The sequence below is a fragment of the Conchiformibius kuhniae DSM 17694 genome (genome assembly GCF_000428785.1).
Classification (GTDB): Bacteria; Pseudomonadota; Gammaproteobacteria; order Burkholderiales; family Neisseriaceae; genus Conchiformibius; species Conchiformibius kuhniae.
This window is the reverse complement of record NZ_KE386800.1, coordinates 19,155-38,189: the sequence shown is the minus strand read 5'-3', so window position 1 is coordinate 38,189 and position 19,035 is coordinate 19,155. Positions and strand designations below refer to the sequence as shown.

Sequence of the window (19,035 nt, the reverse complement as noted above, 5' to 3'; positions counted from 1 at the left end):
AATATAAACAACAGGCTGTAAATTCTTTTACAGCCTGTTTTTATTTTGAAACAAGTGAGTAAAATATCGATGCCATAACGCCCCTAACCATCCGTCAAACTGCTAAAATCCCCATTTTTCGAGCAATCTGCAACCAAGAAAGCCCCAAATATGAGCCAAACCATTCTGATTACCGGTTCCAATCGCGGCATCGGCAAAGCCGTTGCGCTGGCATTGGCGCAAGACGGCTACGACATTGTCGTGCATTGCCGCAGCCGCCGCGAAGAAGCCGAAACCGTTGCCGACACCGTGCGCGGATACGGGCGCACCGCCCGCGTATTGCAATTTGACGTGTCCGACCGCCCCGCCTGCCGCCGCGTGCTGGAACAAGATATTGCCGAACACGGCGCCTATTACGGCGTGGTGCTGAATGCGGGGCTGACCCGCGACAACGCCTTTCCCGCCTTCAGCGATGAGGATTGGGACAGCGTGTTGCGTACCAATTTGGACGGCTTTTACAATGTGCTGCACCCGCTTGTGATGCCGATGATTCGCCGCCGCCGCGCAGGACGCATCGTCTGCATGGCATCGGTGTCGGGCATCACCGGCAATCGCGGGCAGGTGAACTACAGCGCGTCCAAAGCGGGGCTGATTGGCGCGGCAAAAGCCTTGGCGGTGGAATTGGCAAAGCGCAACATCACGGTAAACTGCGTTGCGCCCGGCTTGATTGACACGGAAATCGTGGACGACACCGTGCCGGTGGACGAAATTTTAAAAGCCGTTCCCGCACGGCGCATGGGCAAACCCGAAGAAGTCGCCCATGCCGTGCGTTTTCTGATGGCGGAACAGGCAGCCTACATCACCCGCCAAGTCATCGCGGTAAACGGAGGATTGTGTTGATGTTTCAATCCGCAGGACGACACACAAATCGCGGTCTCCCGAGCAAAAACTGATTTTACCGCCGCAAACGGCGGGATTTCAAACCGAAAAGGAACAAGATGAACACCAAACGGGTCGCCATAACGGGCATCGGCGCGGTATGCGCTTTCGGGCGCGAGTGGCAAACGGTGCGTACCGCTTTTGAAGCGGGCCGCAACGCCGTGCGCCGCATCGATGCGTGGCGCGAACACGCCGAATTGGAAACTTTGCTCGGCGCACCTTTGCCCGATTACGCCCCGCCCGCGCATTGGTCGCGCAAACAGCTCCGCAGCATGGGACCTGTCGCGCAATATTGTGTGGACGCTGCCGAACAAGCCTTGCGCCACGCCGGTTTGCTCGGCAACACCAAGCTGATTGGCAACGGCAACATGGGCGTGGCGGCAGGCTCGTCCGCCGGCAGCACCGCCGACATTCTGGACGTGGGCTTGCTGCTCGCCAAACTGCCCAACCGCTTCAATGCCAACACCTACGTCCGCATGATGCCGCACACCACCGCCGCCAACGTTGCCATTTTTTTCGGGCTGACAGGGCGTTTGATACCCACTTCCAGCGCCTGCACTTCAGGCAGCCAAGCCATCGGTTATGCCTACGAAGCCATCAAATACGGCAAAATCCCGATGATGCTGGCGGGCGGGTCGGAGCAGCTTTGCCCGTCCGAAGCCTATGTGTTTGACTCGCTCTACGCCGCCAGCCGCCGCAACGACCGCCCCGAAGCCACCCCGCGCCCCTACGATGCCGCACGGGACGGCTTGGTGATTGGCGAGGGCGGCTGCATGATGGTGCTGGAAGAATGGGAACACGCCCGCGCACGCGGCGCGGACATCATCGCCGAAATCGTCGGCTACGGCGCAAACTGCGACGGTTCGCACATTACCCGCCCCGAACAGGACACCATGCGCCGTTGCATGGAGCTGGCATTGGCAGACGCCCACCTCGCCCCCGAACAAATCGGCTATGTGAGCGGACACGGCACCGCCACCGAACACGGCGACATCGCCGAAACCCAAGCCACCGCCGCCGTCTTCGGACACATTCCCTTAAGCTCGCAAAAAAGCCATTTGGGGCACACACTGGGCGCGTGCGGCGCATTGGAATCATGGTTTGCCATCGAAATGATGCGGGACGGACGTTTCGCCCCCACCCTGAATTTGGACAACATCGACCCGCGCTGCGGCGACGTGGACTACATTCGCGGCAGCCACCGCACCATCGACACCGAATACGTGATGAACAACAATTTCGCCTTCGGCGGCGTCAATACCTCGCTGATTTTCAAAAAACATCACGGCAACTGATGCCTGCGGCGCACCGTCCGAAAATGGATTTTCCGCTCTAAACCCTTGCCCCTGCGCCGCGCAGCCGCTATCATTGCCCCTTTTACAGCAACCACACACCACAGGAGCACAATCATGGCTTACACCCTGCCCGAACTCGGCTATGCCTACGATGCACTCGAGCCGCATTTTGACGCACAAACCATGGAAATCCACCACAGCAAACACCATCAGGCTTATGTGAACAACGCCAACGCCGCTTTGGAAAGCCTGCCCGAATTTGCCGCCCTGCCGGTGGAAGAACTGATTGCCCGCTTGGGCGAGCTGCCCGCCGACAAACAAACCGCCCTGCGCAACAACGCCGGCGGCCACGCCAACCACAGCTTTTTCTGGAAAGGGCTGAAAACCGGCACGCAATTGGGCGGTTCGCTCAAAGCCGCGATTGAACGCGACTTCGGCAGCGTGGAAGCCTTCCAAGCCGAATTCGAAAAAGCGGCGGCCACCCGCTTCGGCTCGGGCTGGGCATGGCTGGTGATTGACGGCGGCAAGCTGAAAGTCGTTTCCACCGCCAACCAAGACAGCCCCCTGATGGGCGCGGCCGTTGCCGGTTGTCAAGGCACGCCGGTTATCGGCTTGGACGTGTGGGAACACGCCTACTACCTGAAATACCAAAACCGCCGCCCCGACTATGTGAAAGCATTCTGGAGCGTGGTGGATTGGGACGCGGCGCAAGCACGCTTCGATGCCGCCGCCTGATTGGCATACGCCCTTTACTGCCGTTGATGCGCTTGATTCGGCAAACCTGCGCCGCATGAACATTCAAGCACATTGACCGCAAAACATCGCCGTCCTTTCCTGCCCGTGCGAAAAGGACGGCGATGTTTTGCATCAGGAAAATTGATTTGCACAAAACCGCGCACAAGAAAAATCCCGTTCCGATAAGAACGGGATTTGGATAAATTTTGGTCGGAGTGAAAGGATTCGAACCTTCGACCCCTTGCACCCCATGCAAGTGCGCTACCAGACTGCGCCACACTCCGACTCGACAGAAGCAAGCATTATAGCGCCCGACCCGTCAGTTGGCAAGGGTTTTTTCGATTTTACCCAATATTTTTTCCAACTCATCGCGCATTTCATCGGCACCGATGGCGGGATTGCCGTCCGCGTCCAAACCGTCGTGGGTGAACACATCGGCAATGCCGTGCTGCAATTGGCGGATTTTCATCACGTCCAAGCGGGTAAAACGGCTGCCGCCGCGCCCGCCGATGCTGCCGTGCCGGCGCTGCCATTCGGCAAGCTGCGCGGGTTTGACCGCCGCCAAACGGCACACTTCTTCCAAGCTGAAATAGCGTTTGGCGGGAACGGGCGGCAATTTAACGCTGTTTGTCATAGAAATGCTCCACCATGCCTTTGAGTTTTTGGCTGGCATGGAAGGTAACCACACGCCGTGCGCTAATCGGCACTTCTTCGCCGGTTTTGGGGTTGCGTCCCGGACGTTGGGGCTTGTCGCGCAACTGGAAATTGCCGAAGCCGGAAATTTTGATTTCCTCACCGCGCTCCAAAGTGGCACGGATTTCTTCAAAAAACAGCTCCACGATTTCTTTGGCATCGTTTTTGCTGACGCTGCTGACTTTTTCTACCAGAATATCAGCCAGTTCTGCTTTGGTGAGTGTCATTTTGTGGGTACCTCGGTGTTTGTTCAAGGACGGCATTATCCCTAATTGTTTGTTATGAATCAAGCGAATAGTGCAAAACAAATGATTTTTTTACATTGACGCGCCCGCACCGTCTGCCGTTTTTTACGCGATTTTACACGCAAGCATTTGTGGATAATGGTATTTTTACCACACCACCGCTTGTGCCGCACCTGCTTTTGCGGGCATTGCCTGCATATTTTTATCCTGTGAAAACAGGCATTCCACCGCCAAACCGCCGCTTGCGCCGCCACGCGGACGGCAAAAACGGCGGCATCACGCCGCCGTTCCCGTTCAAACACACATCAACGCAAACGCGCTCCCACCGTTTCCGCCGCCGCCAGCACCTGTGCCACCACCGCTTCCACCGCTTCATCGGTGAGCGTGGCGTGGTCGTCCTGCAACAGGATTTTCACCGCCATGCTTTTCATGTTTTCAGGCAGCCCCGCGCCGCGATAAAGGTCAAACAGCGCGATTTCGCGGATTAAGGGACTGTTTACGCTGCACAATGCCTGTTCCAATTCGGCGTAAGCCGTGCTTTCGGGCAACACAAACGCCAAATCGCGGCGCACCGCCTGAAATTTGGACACGGGACGGTAAACGGTTTTGTCCCGCGCCGACACCGCCGCCATATCCAGTTCAAACAACAAAGGCGCGTTCGGCAAATCATATTGTTGCAGCCATTTCGGGTGCAATTCGCCGATAAAGCCCACCGTTTCGCCGCCGACCACGATGTTCGCGCTGCGTCCGGGGTGCAGCGCGGGGTGCGCCGCCGCGACAAATTCCGCGCCCCGCCCCGCCAACAGGCTTTCCGCGTCCGCTTTCAGGTCGTAAAAATCCACCGGCCGCGCCGTTTCGCCCCACTGTTCGGGCAAGGCCGCGCCGTATGCCAACGCGCCCACGCGCTCATGCTGGCGGAAGCTGCCGTCCGCGTTTTTGGCGAACACGCGGGCGATTTCAAACAGGCGCACACGGCTGTGTTTGCGGTTAAGATTATGTTTCAAAACCTGAATCAAGCTGCCAATCAAGGTGGAACGCATCACGCCGTATTGCGCGGCAAGCGGATTTTGTACGCGAATCGGGTCGTGGTTGGCGGCAAAATCGCGCTCCCACGCCTCATCGGTAAAGGCGTAGCTGACGATTTCGCGGAAACCGCGCCCCGCCATGTGGCGGTAAATGTCAAAGCGCGGACGGCGGTTTTCAGGCAGCTCGAGCATCGCCAAACGTCCGTGCGGCGCATCATCGGGAATGTTTTCATAACCGTAAACACGGGCGATTTCTTCAATCAAATCCGCTTCCAAGGCCAAATCAAAACGGAACGGCGGCACGCACACGCTGAAGCCGTCAGCCGTAGCTTGCGGCTGCAAGCCCAAATCCGCCAAAATCCGTCCGATGCGTTCGGCGGACACCGCCACGCCCAACACTTTTTCCACCCGTGCCGTGCGTACCGACACGGCGGCGCGTTCGGGCAATTCGCCCGTTGCTTCAAAAACTTGTCCCGCTTCGCCGCCGCAAATTTCCAGCACCAGCGCGGTGGCGCGTTCCACCGCTTCGCGGGTGCCGGCGAAGTCCACGCCGCGTTCAAAACGGAAGGACGAATCCGAGCCGAAGCCGTATTGGCGCGATTTGCCGGCGATGATGTCGGGCGCGAACCACGCCGATTCCAAGACGATGTTTTGCGTGTCGTCGCCGACCGCGCTGGCTTCGCCGCCCATCAAACCCGCCATGCTCAACGCGCCCGCTTCGTCCGCCACCACCAGCGTATCATCTTGCAGGATAACGGTTTTTCCGTTCAGGCACGCCAGTGTTTCGCCGTTGCGGGCGCGGCGCACGTTCAGGCTGCCTGAAAGTTTGTCGGCATCAAAAACGTGCATCGGCTGACCGAGTTCCAGCATGACATAGTTGCCGATGTCCACCAGTGCGGAAATGCTGCGCACGCCGCAACGTTCCAAACGGCGCACCAACCACGCGGGCGAAGCGGCGCGGGCGTTCACGCCGCGAATCGGACGGCTGATAAAACGGCCGCAGTCGGCGGGCACGTCAATGCGGACGGGGACGGCGGCAGCGTTGGCGGCGGGAACGGCGGGAATGTCGGGCGCGGCAAACGCACATTGCGCCAACGCCGCCACTTCCCGCGCCAAGCCTTTGATGCTCAAACAATCGGCGCGGTTGGGCGTGATTTTTAAGGTGAAAACGGTGTCGTCCAAATCCAGATAATCGCGCAGCTTCGCACCTACGGGCGCATCGGCGGGCAGTTCCAGCAAGCCGTCCGCGCCGGTTTCAGGCAGCCCCAATTCTTTGGCGGAACAGAGCATGCCGTTGGACGCTTGTCCGCGCATTTTGGTGGGCTTGATTTTGAAATCGCCGGGCAGCACCGCGCCCGCCAAGGCGCACGGCACTTTCATGCCCGCGCGTACATTCGGCGCACCGCAGACGATTTGCAGCAGTTCGCCCGTGCCCGCGTCCACGCGGGTGATGTTTAGGCGGTCGGCATCAGGATGTTTTTCAACGGATTTCACTTCCGCCACCATCACTCCGGAAAACGCGGGCGCGGCGGGGGAGATTTCTTCCACCTCCAAGCCTGCCATCGTCAGCAGGTGGGCGAGTTGGTCGGGGGATAAATTAAAGTTGGCTTGTGTTTTTAGCCAAGAGAGAGGGAATTGCATAATTACTTTCTTTATAAATCGGGTAATTGCCTTAATTTATTCATCCATTGATGAAAATGTAAACATTCATTCTCAATAATTCTTAATGTAATTGCTTTGGCGATTAATGGACCATGTCGTGTTTTTCGATATTTAGGAGATAAGCAATCTTCTAAACGTTTAGAAGGTTTTGTATCATAGCTATTATTGATATGTTCAGGTGTTTCAAATTGTTGTCGGATAGCTTGTAAAGTTGGCAAAGAATATTCCCAATCAGGTTCTTGCTGACTTAGTATTTCCACATTAGAGAACAGCAAACCTTCAAATTCATAAGGCTGAATATAAGGAACAAATCGTTCAGGTCTACACGATATTGTTTCAATAACTTGATTCACCAAACCTAATTCTAATGTTTCAGCTTTTTGATAAATATCAACACATGATAAAGCTTCATGATAATTAGGGAAATCTTTATTTAATCCATATAAATCAAGCATAGTTGTAACATAAGTATCTTGTCGTTCATTCAAAGTATTTCGTGCATGATGCATAAATCGTTCAAAAGTAACTGCACCACCTTTGCTACTTTTAGAAGTAGGAATACAGCGCGGTTGAAGATAAATTTCCAGATGATGAAAAGCAGGTGCAACCACATCCCGAATAAATGTTTCTTCTGACTGCCCTTCTACCAGTACGATGACAGTTTTCACTATGGACGTCCTCCGAAAACATTTTGTTTCCATAACTCTCCCAAAGAATAATCTTCCAGCCAATTAGCAAGTTTTTCTTGGGATAAACGTTCAAATGTAGAAGCACCATTTTTTTGATTCACAACCACCACATCTTCGGGGTTAAATTCATTCACCAATTCAACGGATTGCGTAGATACAATTAATTGTTTTGTTTCGGTAACTTGTTTGAAAATATCGGCTAAAACTGTAATTGCATAAGGATGCAACCCCAGTTCAGGCTCATCAATTAAAACCGTATCAGGCAATAAGCTACTCGGTTGTAATAAAAGTGTTACTAAACAAATAAATCGCAAACTGCCGTCTGAAAGCATATGCGCTTTTAAGGGTGTATCTGTTTTGCCAACTTGCGTCCACTCTAATTCTATTGTTTCTGGCTCACCATCACGATGAACAAAATCATGGAAAAATGGTAAAACAAGACGAATATTTTCTACAATCCGTTTGTATTCATCTGGATAATCTGCATAAATACGATGCAAATAAGCAGCCAAATTAGCGGCATCAGGTTTAAAGGTCAGATTATCATTGCTTGCGTGTTTTTGTTTCACTTTGGCGGTTTCACTGGTATCGTGGAAATGGTAAACACGCCAGTTTTTTAGAGCATTACGAATATAAGGAGAAAAAGTATCCTGTGCTTCTTTTAATTTAGATTCTTCGAGCCCGTAGCCCAAAGTTCTATCATAATTCTTAAGATGAGCATTGTTTTTATAATAAGCAGTTTCTTTCTCAAAAATTAGTCTATTATCATTGGTAGGAATTAGATTAAACTTATATCCATTATTTTTAAAATAAAATTCTGCATGAATTTTTTCTGTTTCCTTTCTCCCGAAATGCAATAAAGCATCTGGACCACCTTGTTTTTGCACATAAAGTTGCAATTGTTGTTCATATATCGCATACAATAAACGAAACAGACTAATAAAATTGCTTTTACCAGCGCCGTTTGCACCAATCAAAACATTTAGATTATGAAACTGAAAATTCTGCAACTCTCGAATGGATTTATAACCATTGACTGTTAGTGAAAAAATCTTTGCCATTTTATTTATCTTTCAATTATTTTCAGGTAGCCTAAACGGTTTATTTTTGAAATTGCTGCAAAAACCCCAAATCGTTCTCAAAAAACAGGCGCAAGTCGTTCACGCCGTAGCGCAGCATGGCGAATCTGTCCAACCCGATGCCGAATGCGAAACCGGTGTATTGTTCGGGGTCAATGTTCACATTTTGCAAAACATTGGGATGCACCATGCCGCAGCCGCCCACTTCCAGCCATTTGCCGTTGTCCGCCATAATGTCAATCTCGGCGGAAGGCTCGGTAAACGGGAAAAACGAGGGGCGGAAACGCACTTGCAAATCATCGCGTTCAAAAAAGCGGCGGATAAATTCGGTGAACACGGCTTTCAGGTCGGCGAAACTCACGCCTTGTTCCACCCACAAGCCTTCCGCCTGATGGAACATCGGCGAATGGGTGGCATCGCTGTCCACGCGGTACACGCGGCCGGGCGCGATGATGCGAATCGGCGGCTGTTTTTTGTCCAGCATGTAGCGAATTTGAATCGGCGACGTGTGGGTGCGCAAAACATCGCCGTTTTCCACATAAAAGGTGTCCTGCATGGCGCGGGCGGGATGGTTTTGCGGAATGTTCAGGGCTTGGAAATTGTGGAAGTCGTCTTCGATTTCGGGGCCGTCCGCCACGTCAAAACCCATGCCGTGAAACAGCTCCACCACGCGCTGCAAAGTGAGCGTTACGGGGTGCAAACCGCCTTCGCCGCGTTCGCGTGCGGGCAGGCTCACGTCCAAAGCCTCCGCCGCCAAACGCGCTTGCAGTTTGGCTTCGTCCAGCGCATCGCGGCGGTTTTGGTAGGCTGTCTGAAAGCGGGTTTTGCATTCGTTGATAAACGCGCCTACGGTTTTGCGTTCTTCGGGCGGCATTTGGCCGAGTTGTTTCAGCAGCAGGTTGAGTTCGCCGCTTTTGCCGAGATATTGGGCTTTGACTTGTTCGAGGGCTTGGTGGTCGGCGGCGGCGCAAACGGCGGCGATGCCGGTGTCGGTGATGGTTTGGGCGTTGTGGTTCATGGCAAAACTAAAAAGGTCGGCAAAACGGCGTATTCTAGCGCAAAAACCGTGTTTATGGTCGCTTGGGCACACGAAAAACCGTGCCGAATCGGTGTCCGGCACGGCTGGCGGCAGAAGTCGAATCAGGGCTGCGCCGTTTCCGAAGCGGTCTGTTGCGCTTCCTGCTGTTTTTTGCGGTTTTGCTCCTTAATCCACTCCCACTGCTTTTTCAATGCGCCGGTAACCGCCTGCTGCTTTTCTTTGGGCGTGTTCAAGCCCGATGTGATTTTGTTGTAATTCAGGCTGACGGACGGATTGTCCATGCTGCCCGACAAACGCAGGGGCAAAGTATCGCGCCCGTTATTGCTGACAATGCTCAAATCCTCGCTCATCATGCCGCTATACAGATTGGTTTCGCCCTTGCCCGTCATGCGGACGGCGGGGGCGGTAAACGTGCCGTCCGTACGGTGCTTGCTGATGCCGTTCTCAATTTTCGCTTTCAGCTCGAAGGCGGAAAACGGCGTGGAACGCTTGGTGTCGTCATCACCGATGCTCAACGTGCCGTCTTCTGCCGCATCATCGGCGGTTGCCGCCTTCATCAGCTCACGGATGCTGATGCCGTGCCAATAGCCGTTTTCCACGTTGATGCTCAACAAACCCGACAAATTTTCCGTCAATTCGCGGCGGGTGCTGCCACTGGTGGTAAAGTTCAAATCGGCGCGACCCTTACCGCTAATGCTGCCGTTGCGGAACAAATCCTGCATCAACGGGCGGATTTGCACGTCTTCCGCTTTTTGCTTCAAAGTGTATTGCGTGGGTTGGCTGTTGCTGATGCTCAAGCTGCCTTCGGCGTGTCCGCTGTACAAATCGGCAATCAAAGGCGAAAACTGCATTTGCGCCTCGTCTGCCTTCAACACCGTGCGGATGTTGAACACCTCCAATCCGGGCAGGTTTAACGCATTGACGGTAATCAGAATATCGGTTTTCAAACGGTCTTTCAACCACGCCGGATAAGGGCTTTCGGCATGACGGCTGATGTTGTCGAGGTAATTGCCCAAATTCAGCTTCGCCAACTCGATTTGTCCGTCAATATTGTCGTTGTCGCGCTTGAGCTCCAGCATGGCGGGGTGGCGGTCGAACGCGCCTTGCGCCTTGATTTGCCAGTCCTGCACGCCCTGCACCGCCAGCGCGCCCGACCATTCGGAAATAAAGCGCGGCAAACCGCCCGCCTGCTCCTGACGGGTGGACAATTTGAAATCGGGCATGGCAAAGCCCTGTTGCTGCTGCCAATTTGCCGCGCCCTTGATGTTCAGATGAATGCGCTCGCTGCCCGAAGCCTGCGCCGACACGTCTGCCACCAAATCCGGCACGGTCAAACGGTCGCTTGCCAACTGCGCCTGTTTCACCGCCACCGTGCCGTTGTAACGGCGCTGCTCGTCGCTGCCGGTAAACACGCTGTTGATGTCGTTGATTTGCAAGTAGCCGTTTTGCTGGAACACGCGCCCGATGTTCAAATCGGTGTGGCTGGCAAAGCGGTTGCTGCGCACAATCAGCTTGCCCTGCTCGGCGTGCAAAATGCGGTTGGGAAAGCGCATTTTTCCCGACAAACTGCCCGAAAAGCTTTCCTTGTTTTCCATGCCGTCAAACTGCACCAGCACGTCGGGCAAACCGAACACGCCGCGCTCGAACACCGCCTGCCCCCGCGCCGACAGCTCCAGTTGCTCCCACGCCGGATGCACGGCTTGCGCCCGCAGGGTGTAGGGAAAACGCTCGGCACTTTGGCGCGACTGCCTGTATTCGATGTGCTTCAGCTCCAATTGGCGGTCAAACGCCTGTATCATCAGATTGCCGTTGCTGATGTGGACGCGGTTGATGTCGGGCGTACCCTCAGACGGGCGGTCGAGCAAATCGGCAAAATTCCAGCGTCCGTCATCGTTTCGCGCCACAAACGCCGCCACGTCCGCCAACACCAGCTTTTCCACCTGCGCCTTGCCCAGCAGGCTTGCCCATGCCAAGCCCACGCGCATTTCTTTGGCACGGACGACGGGGGTTTGCCCGTCCGGTTCGGTCAGGCTGAAATGGTGCAGGACGATGGTCGGACGCGGAAACAGCGTGCGCCCGATGTCGGCATCAAAACTGATTTTGCGCTGCGTGCCGTGCAGTGCCGCATTTGCCTGCTGCTGCAGGGCTTCATAGGACGACACACGGTACAGCACCGCATACGCCCCGCCCAGCAGCAGCCCCGCCAAAAGCAGCAGCACCAATAAGATTTTCAACCACAAACGGTTATAACGGAAATACAGCAACATCGCAGTTCCACGCCATCATCGCAAAGGCGCGATTCTAACAAAAAAATCCGCGCTTGGATTATTTCGCCGCCCAAGTGCCGTAGGGGTGGCGGCTCAAATAGGCATTGGTAAAACGCCCGTCCGAAGTGATTTCGCGCCCCAGCCACGCAGGTCGCGCAAACGGTGCGTCTTCGGCGGGCAGCTCCAGCTCCGCCACCACCAAAGGGGCGTTGTCGCCGAAAAATTCGTCGATTTCGTACACCGAGCCTTCGTAGGGCACGCGGTAACGGTGCTTCACCAACACGAAAGGACACATGGTACGCATGATGTGCCGCGCATCGGCAGGGGGAATGGGGTATTCGAATTCGCTGCGGCTGATGTCGGACACATAGCCTTTCAGGGTCAGCCACGCCTGTGCGCCGACAATGCGTACCCGCACGGTGCGTTCCTTGTCCACGCTCAAATAGCCTTGTTCCAAACGCTGCGACGCACCTGCTGCGGTGCGCCAGTCGTCGTTTGCCAATAAAAACCGTCTTTCAATTTCCAGATTCGGCATGATGGGTGTTCCTGCGTCAAAACGGTTTGAATACTGCCAAATACACGGCAGCCATCAGTATGAATACGGGCAATTCGTTGAATATGCGAAACCATCTGTGCGAACGGCGGTTCGTCCCCGCCGCAAAGCCGCGCAGCAAACGTCCGCACCAAATGTGGTAACCCGCCAGCAGCACGCCCAAAGTGATTTTGCCGTGCAGCCAGCCCGCCCACGCGCCCGACACCAAAGGCATCGCCAGCCCGCACAGCAATGCCCCCACGCCCCAAGGCGTCATGAATTTAAACAATTTTTGCGCCATCAGCAACAGTCGGGCGCGTTCATCGGGCTGCGCTGCCATCGCCAGATTGACGAAGATGCGCGGCAGGTAAAACAGTCCGGCAAACCAAGACACCAAAAAAAACAGATGCAGGGCTTTGAGCCACAAATACATTTTTCTACCTTTCGTTTGATTGGAAGCGGATTCGGCGTTGCGCGGGCATGACGGCATTTCTATATTTTTCTGATTTTCATGAGAAAAATTTAAATAATGACGCACCCTAAGCCAGCAGCCAAACCACCGGCGCGTAGCGGGCAAATTTCCCCACTGCCAACAGCAAGGCGCACGGCAGCACCCGCCAGCGCAAGCACCCCGCCGCCAAAGGCAGGGCATCGCCCAACACCGGCAGCCACGCCAGCAGCAGCGACCATTTGCCCCAGCGCGCCAAACGCGCCCGCACCGTGTCGGGAACGGCGGCGATGCGTTCGGGCAGCATCCGCCCCATCGCATACGACACCAGCGAACCGAGCGTGTTGCCCGTGCCTGCCGCCAGCCACGCCCACAGCCTTGCGTGCGGGTAATGGTGCAGCAGCCCCGCCAACGCCGCTTCCGATGTGCCGGGCAGCACCGTTGCCGATGCAAACGCCGACACAAACAACGCCCCCAAAGCGGTGGTCAATTCCATTTTTCCGTTTCCGCACGGACAAAAGGCGCATATGATATAGTAAAAACGCACGATTCGCCCGAAAAGGATTTCCGATGCCCGCTTCTGCCCCCGTTTCCGTCCGCGACCTGCCCGATGTCGGCGAAGCCCTTGCCAAAAAGCTGGAAAAACTGCATCTGCACACCGTGTGGGACGCAGCGCTGCACCTGCCCTTGCGCTATGAGGACGAAACCCGCATCACCGCCATCGCCGATGCGCCCTTCAACACGCCCTGCCAAGTGCAAGGCACGGTGGCGCACTGCGAAATCCTGTTCCAACCGCGCAAGCAGTTGCTCGCCCGCATTCGGGACGCAAGCGGCGGCGAAATCAATCTGCGCTTTTTGCATTTTTATCCCAACCTTGTCCGCCAATTGGCGGCGGGGCAAACGGTGCGCGCCATCGGCGAAATCAAACACGGTTTTTTCGGTGCGGAAATGATTCACCCGAAAATCCGCACCGATACCGATGCCCCGCTCGCCGAATCGCTCACCCCCGTTTATCCCACTGTGGCGGGGCTGGCGCAGCCGACCCTGCGCCGCGTGATTGCCGCCGCCCGCGCCCGCATCGACGACGGCGAAGTGCTGCCCGAAGCCCTGTTGGCACAACTCAAGCTCCCCCCCCTGCGGCAAACGCTGGAGCGGCTGCACCGTCCCGCCCCCGACACCGCCCCGCACCTGCTGACCGACCCCGCATTTCCCCCGCGCCAACGTTTGAAATTTGACGAACTGCTGGCACAACAACTGTCCATGCGCTTGGCACGGCACGCCCGCGAACAGTCCCGCGCCCGCCCCTTGCACGGCAACGGCGCGTTCGGCAAGCCCTTTGCGGCGGCACTGCCCTTCGCGCTCACCCCCGCCCAACAGCGCGTGTGCGCCGAAATCCGCAACGATTTGGCACAGGCGCGTCCGATGCGGCGACTGCTTCAGGGCGATGTCGGCAGTGGCAAAACCGTTGTCGCGGCACTGGCGGCACTGACGGCACTGGAAGCGGGCGACACCGTGCAAGTGGCGGTGATGGCGCCCACCGAAATCCTTGCCGAACAGCACTACCACAAATTCCACCGTTGGTTTGCGCCTTTGGGCATCAACACCGTGCTGCTGTCGGGGCGCACCCGCAAAAAAGCCAAAGACGCCGCCAAAGCGGGCTTGGCAGACGGCAGCATCCGCGTGGCGGTCGGCACGCACGCCCTGTTTCAAAACGACATGGTTTTTTGCGACTTGGGCTTGGCGATTGTGGACGAACAACACCGTTTCGGCGTGGCACAACGCCTGTCGCTGAACGACAAGGGCGACAACGTGCACCAACTGATGATGTCCGCCACCCCCATTCCGCGCACCTTGGCAATGAGCTTTTTGGCGGATTTGGACGTGTCCGTGATTGACGAACTGCCGCCCGGCCGCACGCCCGTACGCACCAAGCTGGTGAACTGCCGGCGCCGCAGCGAAGTGGAAGGCATGGTGCTGCACGCCTGCCAACACGGACGGCAGGCATATTGGGTCTGCCCCCTGATTGAGGAAAGCGAAGCCCTGCAACTGCAAACCGCCACCGAAACCCACGCCCGTTTGCAAGCCGCATTGCCCGCATTAAACATCGCCCTGATACACGGGCGCATGAAAGCGGCGGAAAAAGCGGCGGTGATGGCGGCGTTTGCGGCGGGGAAAACCGATGTTTTGGTGGCGACCACCGTGATTGAAGTGGGCGTGGACGTGCCCAATGCCGCGCTGATGGTGATTGAACACGCCGAGCGCATGGGCTTGTCGCAACTGCACCAACTGCGCGGGCGCGTGGGGCGCGGCGCAGCGCACAGCACCTGCGTGCTGTTGTTTGCCGAGCCTTTGGGCGAAGTTGCCAAAGCACGTTTGAAAGTGATTTACCAACACACGGACGGTTTTGAAATTGCCCGTCAAGATTTGCAGATACGCGGGCCGGGCGAATTTTTGGGCGCACGGCAAAGCGGTGCGCCGATGCTGCGTTTTGCCGATTTGGACAGCGATTTGCACCTGCTCGAAGCCGCCCGCCAAGCCGCTTGCGAACTGCTCGCCCGCCACCCCGAAGCCGTTGCCGCGCATTTGGCGCGTTGGCTGGGCAGCCGCGAAGCCTATTTGCAAACTTAAACACCGCGATTGCTTAAGTATTTACACAAATTAACAAAATCCTGCTAAAATTTATCCCGTCAGCGCGATGCAAAACATTGCGCTCCGTTCTGCCCGACCGGGGCGTGTCATCATTTAAATTTTTTGCTGAAAATCAGCACAATACAAAAACACCGTTCTTGCCGCACAAACGGGAATGACGCCGTATTTTTAATATTGCACGGATTTTCAGTAGGAACATTTAAATGATGACACGCCTTAGGGGCTTTGTTCCGCCGGCAACGGCACAGTTTGAAACCGAAAAGGAATTTTGATGAAAACGCATATCAGTCTGTTGGCTGCCGCCTTGATGCTGGCTGCCTGTGGCGGCGAAGAGCCCGCCAAACCCGCCGAAAACCCCGCCGCACCGCCCGCCGCGTCTGCCCCAAGCACCGCCGTCCATGTTCCCGCCGAGTGCGTCTTCACCGTCAGCAGCGATGATTCGATGAAATTCGACACCAAAGAAATTCAAGTCAAATCAAGCTGCAAAGATTTTGCCATCACTTTGAAAAACGCGGGCAAACAGCCCAAAGCGGCAATGGGACACAATCTGGTCATCACCAAAGCGGCGGATAAAGACGGGGTGGGCGCGGACGGCACGGCTGCCGGTGCCGACAACGATTATCTGAAAGCGGGCGACGGGCGCGTGATTGGCGCAACCAAGCTGCTCGGCGGCGGCGAGGAAGACACATTGGTGCTGAATGTGAGCAAGCTGGCAAAGGGCGAAGACTATGTGTTTTTCTGCACCTTTCCCGGACATTCCGCCAGCATGAACGGCAAGGTGGTTTTGGTCGATTAAGGCATGCCGTCTGACCGATGATGCGCCGCAAACAGCACAAACCTGTTTGCGGCGTTGTTTTCGGGCATGTCATCAGTTGCTTTGCGAAGCGGTTTTGCAAGCAACAATCCTTGCAAGGTCGGACACCTTGCAAGAATTTTCAATGCGGCAGCAAGCGTAGCTTGGGTTGAAACGAAGTGAAAACCCAATATTTTTCCGAAAATTTATGGATTTTGTTGGGTTTGTGCTGTACGCCAACCCAAGCTACACCTGCGCGGGAATGACGGCGCGGCGTTTTTTCAGTCAATTGATAACGCGCCCTAATCCGCCTGATTGCGGTGGTTGCGTACCAAATCGCGCAATGCCTGCGCCAGCCCCTGATGGTGCGCCAGCCGTTCGGCGGTTTCGTCAAAACGCGCCAATGCCTGCTCGGGAATAAACAGGGTTTTGGGCGGGCGCGGCGGCTCGTTCGGCGGCATCACTTTGCACACCACGCCGGTAATGGTTTCATCCAAATTCTGCAAGCGCGGCAGCAGCGCGGGCAGAATCATCCGCAAGCGCCCCGCCGCCATGTTGCCCGATGCGAACAGCACCAGTTGCCCCTGTTCGTCCACGCGGACAACACGGCAATGCGCCGCCAGATTTGCGGGCAGCAGCTTTTTCACTTCCGTGTCCAAACGGCGGAAATGCGCCGACTGCGCCAACAAGCCCTGCAAACGCGGATGTTTTCGGCTCAAATGGTCAAACTGCACCGTCAGTCCTCCATTTCCAAACGGGCAAATGCCGTGTCCAATTCTTTGATGCCCGCGCTGCCGAAATTGACTTTGACGCGCACGCTGCCGCCCGCTTCACGCGCCGCCAGCACCACGCCCTTGCCGAATTTGGTATGGCGCACCCGCAAGCCCGCATAAAATCCCCCCCCCGCCGCCGCCGTTTGTGCCGCACCGAAACGGTCGAAATGCCCCGCACCGCGCCGCGCCGGTTTGGGCGACAGAAAATGCAGCAGGTTTTCGGGAATTTCGCCGACAAAGCGGGACGGCACGCCCGTGCGCGTCATGCCGTGCAGCATGCGCTGTTGCGCCATGCTCAAATACAGCCGCCGTTTCGCCCGCGTGAGCGCGACATACATCAAGCGCCGTTCTTCTTCGATTGCTTCGGCATCACCCAAGCTTTGTTCACCCGGAAAACGCCCTTCTTCCAATCCGCTCACAAACACGGCATCAAATTCCAAGCCTTTGGCGGCGTGGACGGTCATCAGTTGCACCGCGTCTTGTCCGCCGTCTGCCTGATTGTCGCCCGCTTCCAATGCGGCATGCCCCAAAAACGCCGCCACCGCCGCCACACCCGCCGTGTCTGCGGACACGCCGTCCCAGCCCGCCGCTTCTTCGGGGCGGAAAAAACGCGCCGCGTTCACCAATTCGTCCAAGTTTTCGGTGCGCTCGCGTTCTGCGGGGATTTTCTGTTTGGCAAAATAATCGTGCAAGCCGCTTGCGGCAACGGTGTATGCCGTCAGCTCCGCCAAATCCGCCACCTGCGCCCGTTCGTGCAAATCGTGTATCAGGCGCACGAATGCCGCGATTTTCGCCGATGCGCCCGCCAACTGCACCGCCGCCGCAAACAGGGACACGCCCGCCGACTGCGCCTGCTGCTGAATCTGCTCCACCGTCCGTGCGCCGATGCCGCGCGGGGGCATGTTGATAATCCGCAGCAAGGCATGGTCGTCATCGCGGTGCACCGCCAAACGCAAATACGCCAATGCGTGTTTGATTTCGGCGCGTTCGTAAAAGCGCAAACCGCCGTAAATGCGGTAGGGAATGCGTTCGGCAAACAGGGTTTGCTCCAAAATGCGCGATTGCGCGTTGCTGCGGTACAGCACCGCCATGTGGGCAAGCGGCAGCCCTTCTTGCCGCAGGGCTTGGATTTCCCCCGCGATAAAACGCGCTTCCGCCGCATCGTCCGCCGCCGAATAAAAGCGGATTGGCTCGCCCGCGCCCGCACCGGTACGCAGGTTTTTGCCCAAACGCTTGCGGTTGCGGGCAATCACGGCATTGGCGGCAGCCAGAATATTCCCCGCCGAACGGTAGTTCTGCTCCAGCTTCACCGGCGCGTCAATGCCGAACGCCGTCATCAAATCCGCCATATTGCCCACCCGCGCCCCGCGAAAACGGTAAATGCTCTGGTCGTCGTCGCCCACCGCGCACAACGCCGCCCCGCCGCCCGCCAGCAAAGTCAGCCAACGGTATTGCAGCGCGTTGGTGTCTTGAAACTCGTCCACCAAAATGTGGGTGAAGCGGCTTTGGTAATGTGCCAGCAATTCGGGGCGGGCGTTCAACACCTCGTAAGCGCGTAACAACAACTCGGCAAAATCCGCCGTGCCTTCGCGCCGGCAGGTCTGCTCATAATCGGCATAACACGCAATCAAACGCTTGGTGTGCGGGTCGGGCGCGTCCAAATCGGCAGCGCGCAAGCCGTTTTCCTTTTGCGCGTTGATAAAGCCCTGCAACACGCGCGGCACAACGGCTTCTTCGCTGATGCCCGCCTGTTTGAGCAAACGCTTGATTAAAGCAAGCTGGTCGGCACTGTCCAACACCTGAAAAGACGGCGGCAAATCCGCTTCGCGGTGGTGTATGCGCAAAAAACGGTGGCACAAACCGTGAAACGTCCCCAACCACATACGCCGCAGCGAATGGCTGACCATCGCCCCCAAGCGCGTACGCATTTCCTTTGCCGCCTTATTGGTAAACGTTACCGCCAACACATTGTGCGGCTGCGCCTGCGCGGTGTGCAGCAGCCACGCGATGCGGGTGGTCAGCACACGGGTTTTGCCGCTTCCCGCCCCCGCCAAAATCAACAAAGGCTCGGCAGGATAGGTTACGGCAGCCAACTGCTCGGGGTTCAACCCCGACAACAACGGCGTTTGGGCAAAATCTTCTTCAAACATCGGCACAAAAGCGGGCGCGGCAGCACGCCGTCCCGCATCGGAA

General features: G+C 56.4%; 17 protein-coding genes and 1 tRNA gene. 5 read left to right on the top strand and 13 right to left on the bottom strand.

The window, feature by feature from the left end; all coding sequences use genetic code 11:
• Positions 1-150: 150 nt before the first annotated feature.
• From fabG to sodA, 3 genes are all read left to right on the top strand, one after another.
• Positions 151-879, top strand: a complete 729-nt coding sequence (gene fabG / locus G392_RS0111120; RefSeq protein ID WP_027010262.1) for a 3-oxoacyl-ACP reductase FabG — start codon at positions 151-153, stop codon at positions 877-879.
• Between the two features lie 98 nt (positions 880-977).
• Positions 978-2,213 (top strand): beta-ketoacyl-ACP synthase, encoded by a 1,236-nt coding sequence (locus G392_RS0111115; RefSeq protein ID WP_027010261.1) that lies wholly within the window; start codon positions 978-980, stop codon positions 2,211-2,213.
• A gap of 114 nt (positions 2,214-2,327) precedes the next feature.
• Positions 2,328-2,948 carry a superoxide dismutase [Mn] gene (sodA, locus tag G392_RS0111110; RefSeq protein ID WP_027010260.1) on the top strand — a complete coding sequence of 207 codons (621 nt, stop codon included), beginning with the start codon at positions 2,328-2,330 and terminating at the stop codon, positions 2,946-2,948.
• A 207-nt stretch (positions 2,949-3,155) separates the two neighbouring features.
• Here sodA and G392_RS0111105 read toward each other — a convergent pair.
• The 11 genes from G392_RS0111105 to G392_RS0111050 form a co-directional block, all read right to left on the bottom strand.
• Positions 3,156-3,232: transfer RNA gene (locus G392_RS0111105), tRNA-Pro, on the bottom strand.
• 35 nt (positions 3,233-3,267) lie between these two features.
• Positions 3,268-3,582, bottom strand: a complete 315-nt coding sequence (locus tag G392_RS0111100; RefSeq protein WP_027010259.1) for a hypothetical protein — start codon at positions 3,580-3,582, stop codon at positions 3,268-3,270.
• On the bottom strand, positions 3,566-3,868 hold the full coding sequence (locus tag G392_RS0111095; RefSeq protein WP_027010258.1) for an integration host factor subunit alpha: 303 nt from the start codon (positions 3,866-3,868) through the stop codon (positions 3,566-3,568). Before G392_RS0111095 ends, G392_RS0111100 begins: the two co-directional genes overlap by 17 nt.
• Before the next feature lie 323 nt (positions 3,869-4,191).
• Positions 4,192-6,552, bottom strand: coding sequence for a phenylalanine--tRNA ligase subunit beta (pheT, locus tag G392_RS0111085; protein WP_027010257.1), 2,361 nt, complete (start codon positions 6,550-6,552; stop codon positions 4,192-4,194).
• A gap of 11 nt (positions 6,553-6,563) precedes the next feature.
• Positions 6,564-7,241: a DUF4276 family protein gene (locus G392_RS13410; RefSeq protein ID WP_084165995.1), complete on the bottom strand. Its 678-nt coding sequence runs from the start codon at positions 7,239-7,241 to the stop codon at positions 6,564-6,566.
• On the bottom strand, positions 7,241-8,323 hold the full coding sequence (locus G392_RS0111075; protein WP_027010256.1) for an AAA family ATPase: 1,083 nt from the start codon (positions 8,321-8,323) through the stop codon (positions 7,241-7,243). The genes G392_RS13410 and G392_RS0111075 overlap by 1 nt, the downstream gene beginning before the upstream one ends.
• Positions 8,324-8,363: 40 nt before the next feature.
• Positions 8,364-9,359: a phenylalanine--tRNA ligase subunit alpha gene (pheS, locus tag G392_RS0111070; RefSeq protein ID WP_027010255.1), complete on the bottom strand. Its 996-nt coding sequence runs from the start codon at positions 9,357-9,359 to the stop codon at positions 8,364-8,366.
• Positions 9,360-9,481: 122 nt separating this feature from the next.
• Positions 9,482-11,647: an AsmA family protein gene (locus G392_RS0111065; protein ID WP_027010254.1), complete on the bottom strand. Its 2,166-nt coding sequence runs from the start codon at positions 11,645-11,647 to the stop codon at positions 9,482-9,484.
• A 58-nt stretch (positions 11,648-11,705) separates the two neighbouring features.
• A complete protein-coding gene (locus G392_RS0111060) occupies positions 11,706-12,182 on the bottom strand; it encodes a CYTH domain-containing protein (protein ID WP_027010253.1) in 477 nt (158 codons plus the stop codon).
• A gap of 16 nt (positions 12,183-12,198) precedes the next feature.
• Positions 12,199-12,612 (bottom strand): CopD family protein, encoded by a 414-nt coding sequence (locus G392_RS0111055; RefSeq protein WP_027010252.1) that lies wholly within the window; start codon positions 12,610-12,612, stop codon positions 12,199-12,201.
• A gap of 106 nt (positions 12,613-12,718) precedes the next feature.
• The gene (locus G392_RS0111050; protein ID WP_027010251.1) at positions 12,719-13,123 is read right to left on the bottom strand and encodes a YqaA family protein; all 405 of its coding nucleotides are present in this window, start codon (positions 13,121-13,123) and stop codon (positions 12,719-12,721) included.
• A gap of 74 nt (positions 13,124-13,197) precedes the next feature.
• Between G392_RS0111050 and recG the strand changes: the two genes are divergently transcribed.
• Together recG and azu are read left to right on the top strand one after the other, a co-directional pair.
• Positions 13,198-15,255 (top strand): ATP-dependent DNA helicase RecG, encoded by a 2,058-nt coding sequence (gene recG, locus G392_RS0111045; RefSeq protein ID WP_034335303.1) that lies wholly within the window; start codon positions 13,198-13,200, stop codon positions 15,253-15,255.
• A 292-nt stretch (positions 15,256-15,547) separates the two neighbouring features.
• The gene (gene azu / locus G392_RS0111040; RefSeq protein WP_027010249.1) at positions 15,548-16,072 is read left to right on the top strand and encodes an azurin; all 525 of its coding nucleotides are present in this window, start codon (positions 15,548-15,550) and stop codon (positions 16,070-16,072) included.
• Positions 16,073-16,371: 299 nt separating this feature from the next.
• Here azu and G392_RS0111035 read toward each other — a convergent pair whose 3' ends face one another.
• Together G392_RS0111035 and G392_RS0111030 are read right to left on the bottom strand one after the other, a co-directional pair.
• Positions 16,372-16,803, bottom strand: a complete 432-nt coding sequence (locus G392_RS0111035; RefSeq protein WP_027010248.1) for a DciA family protein — start codon at positions 16,801-16,803, stop codon at positions 16,372-16,374.
• A 2-nt stretch (positions 16,804-16,805) separates the two neighbouring features.
• Entirely contained in the window at positions 16,806-18,992 is a 2,187-nt protein-coding gene (locus G392_RS0111030; protein WP_027010247.1) for a UvrD-helicase domain-containing protein, read from the bottom strand.
• Positions 18,993-19,035 lie beyond the last annotated feature (43 nt).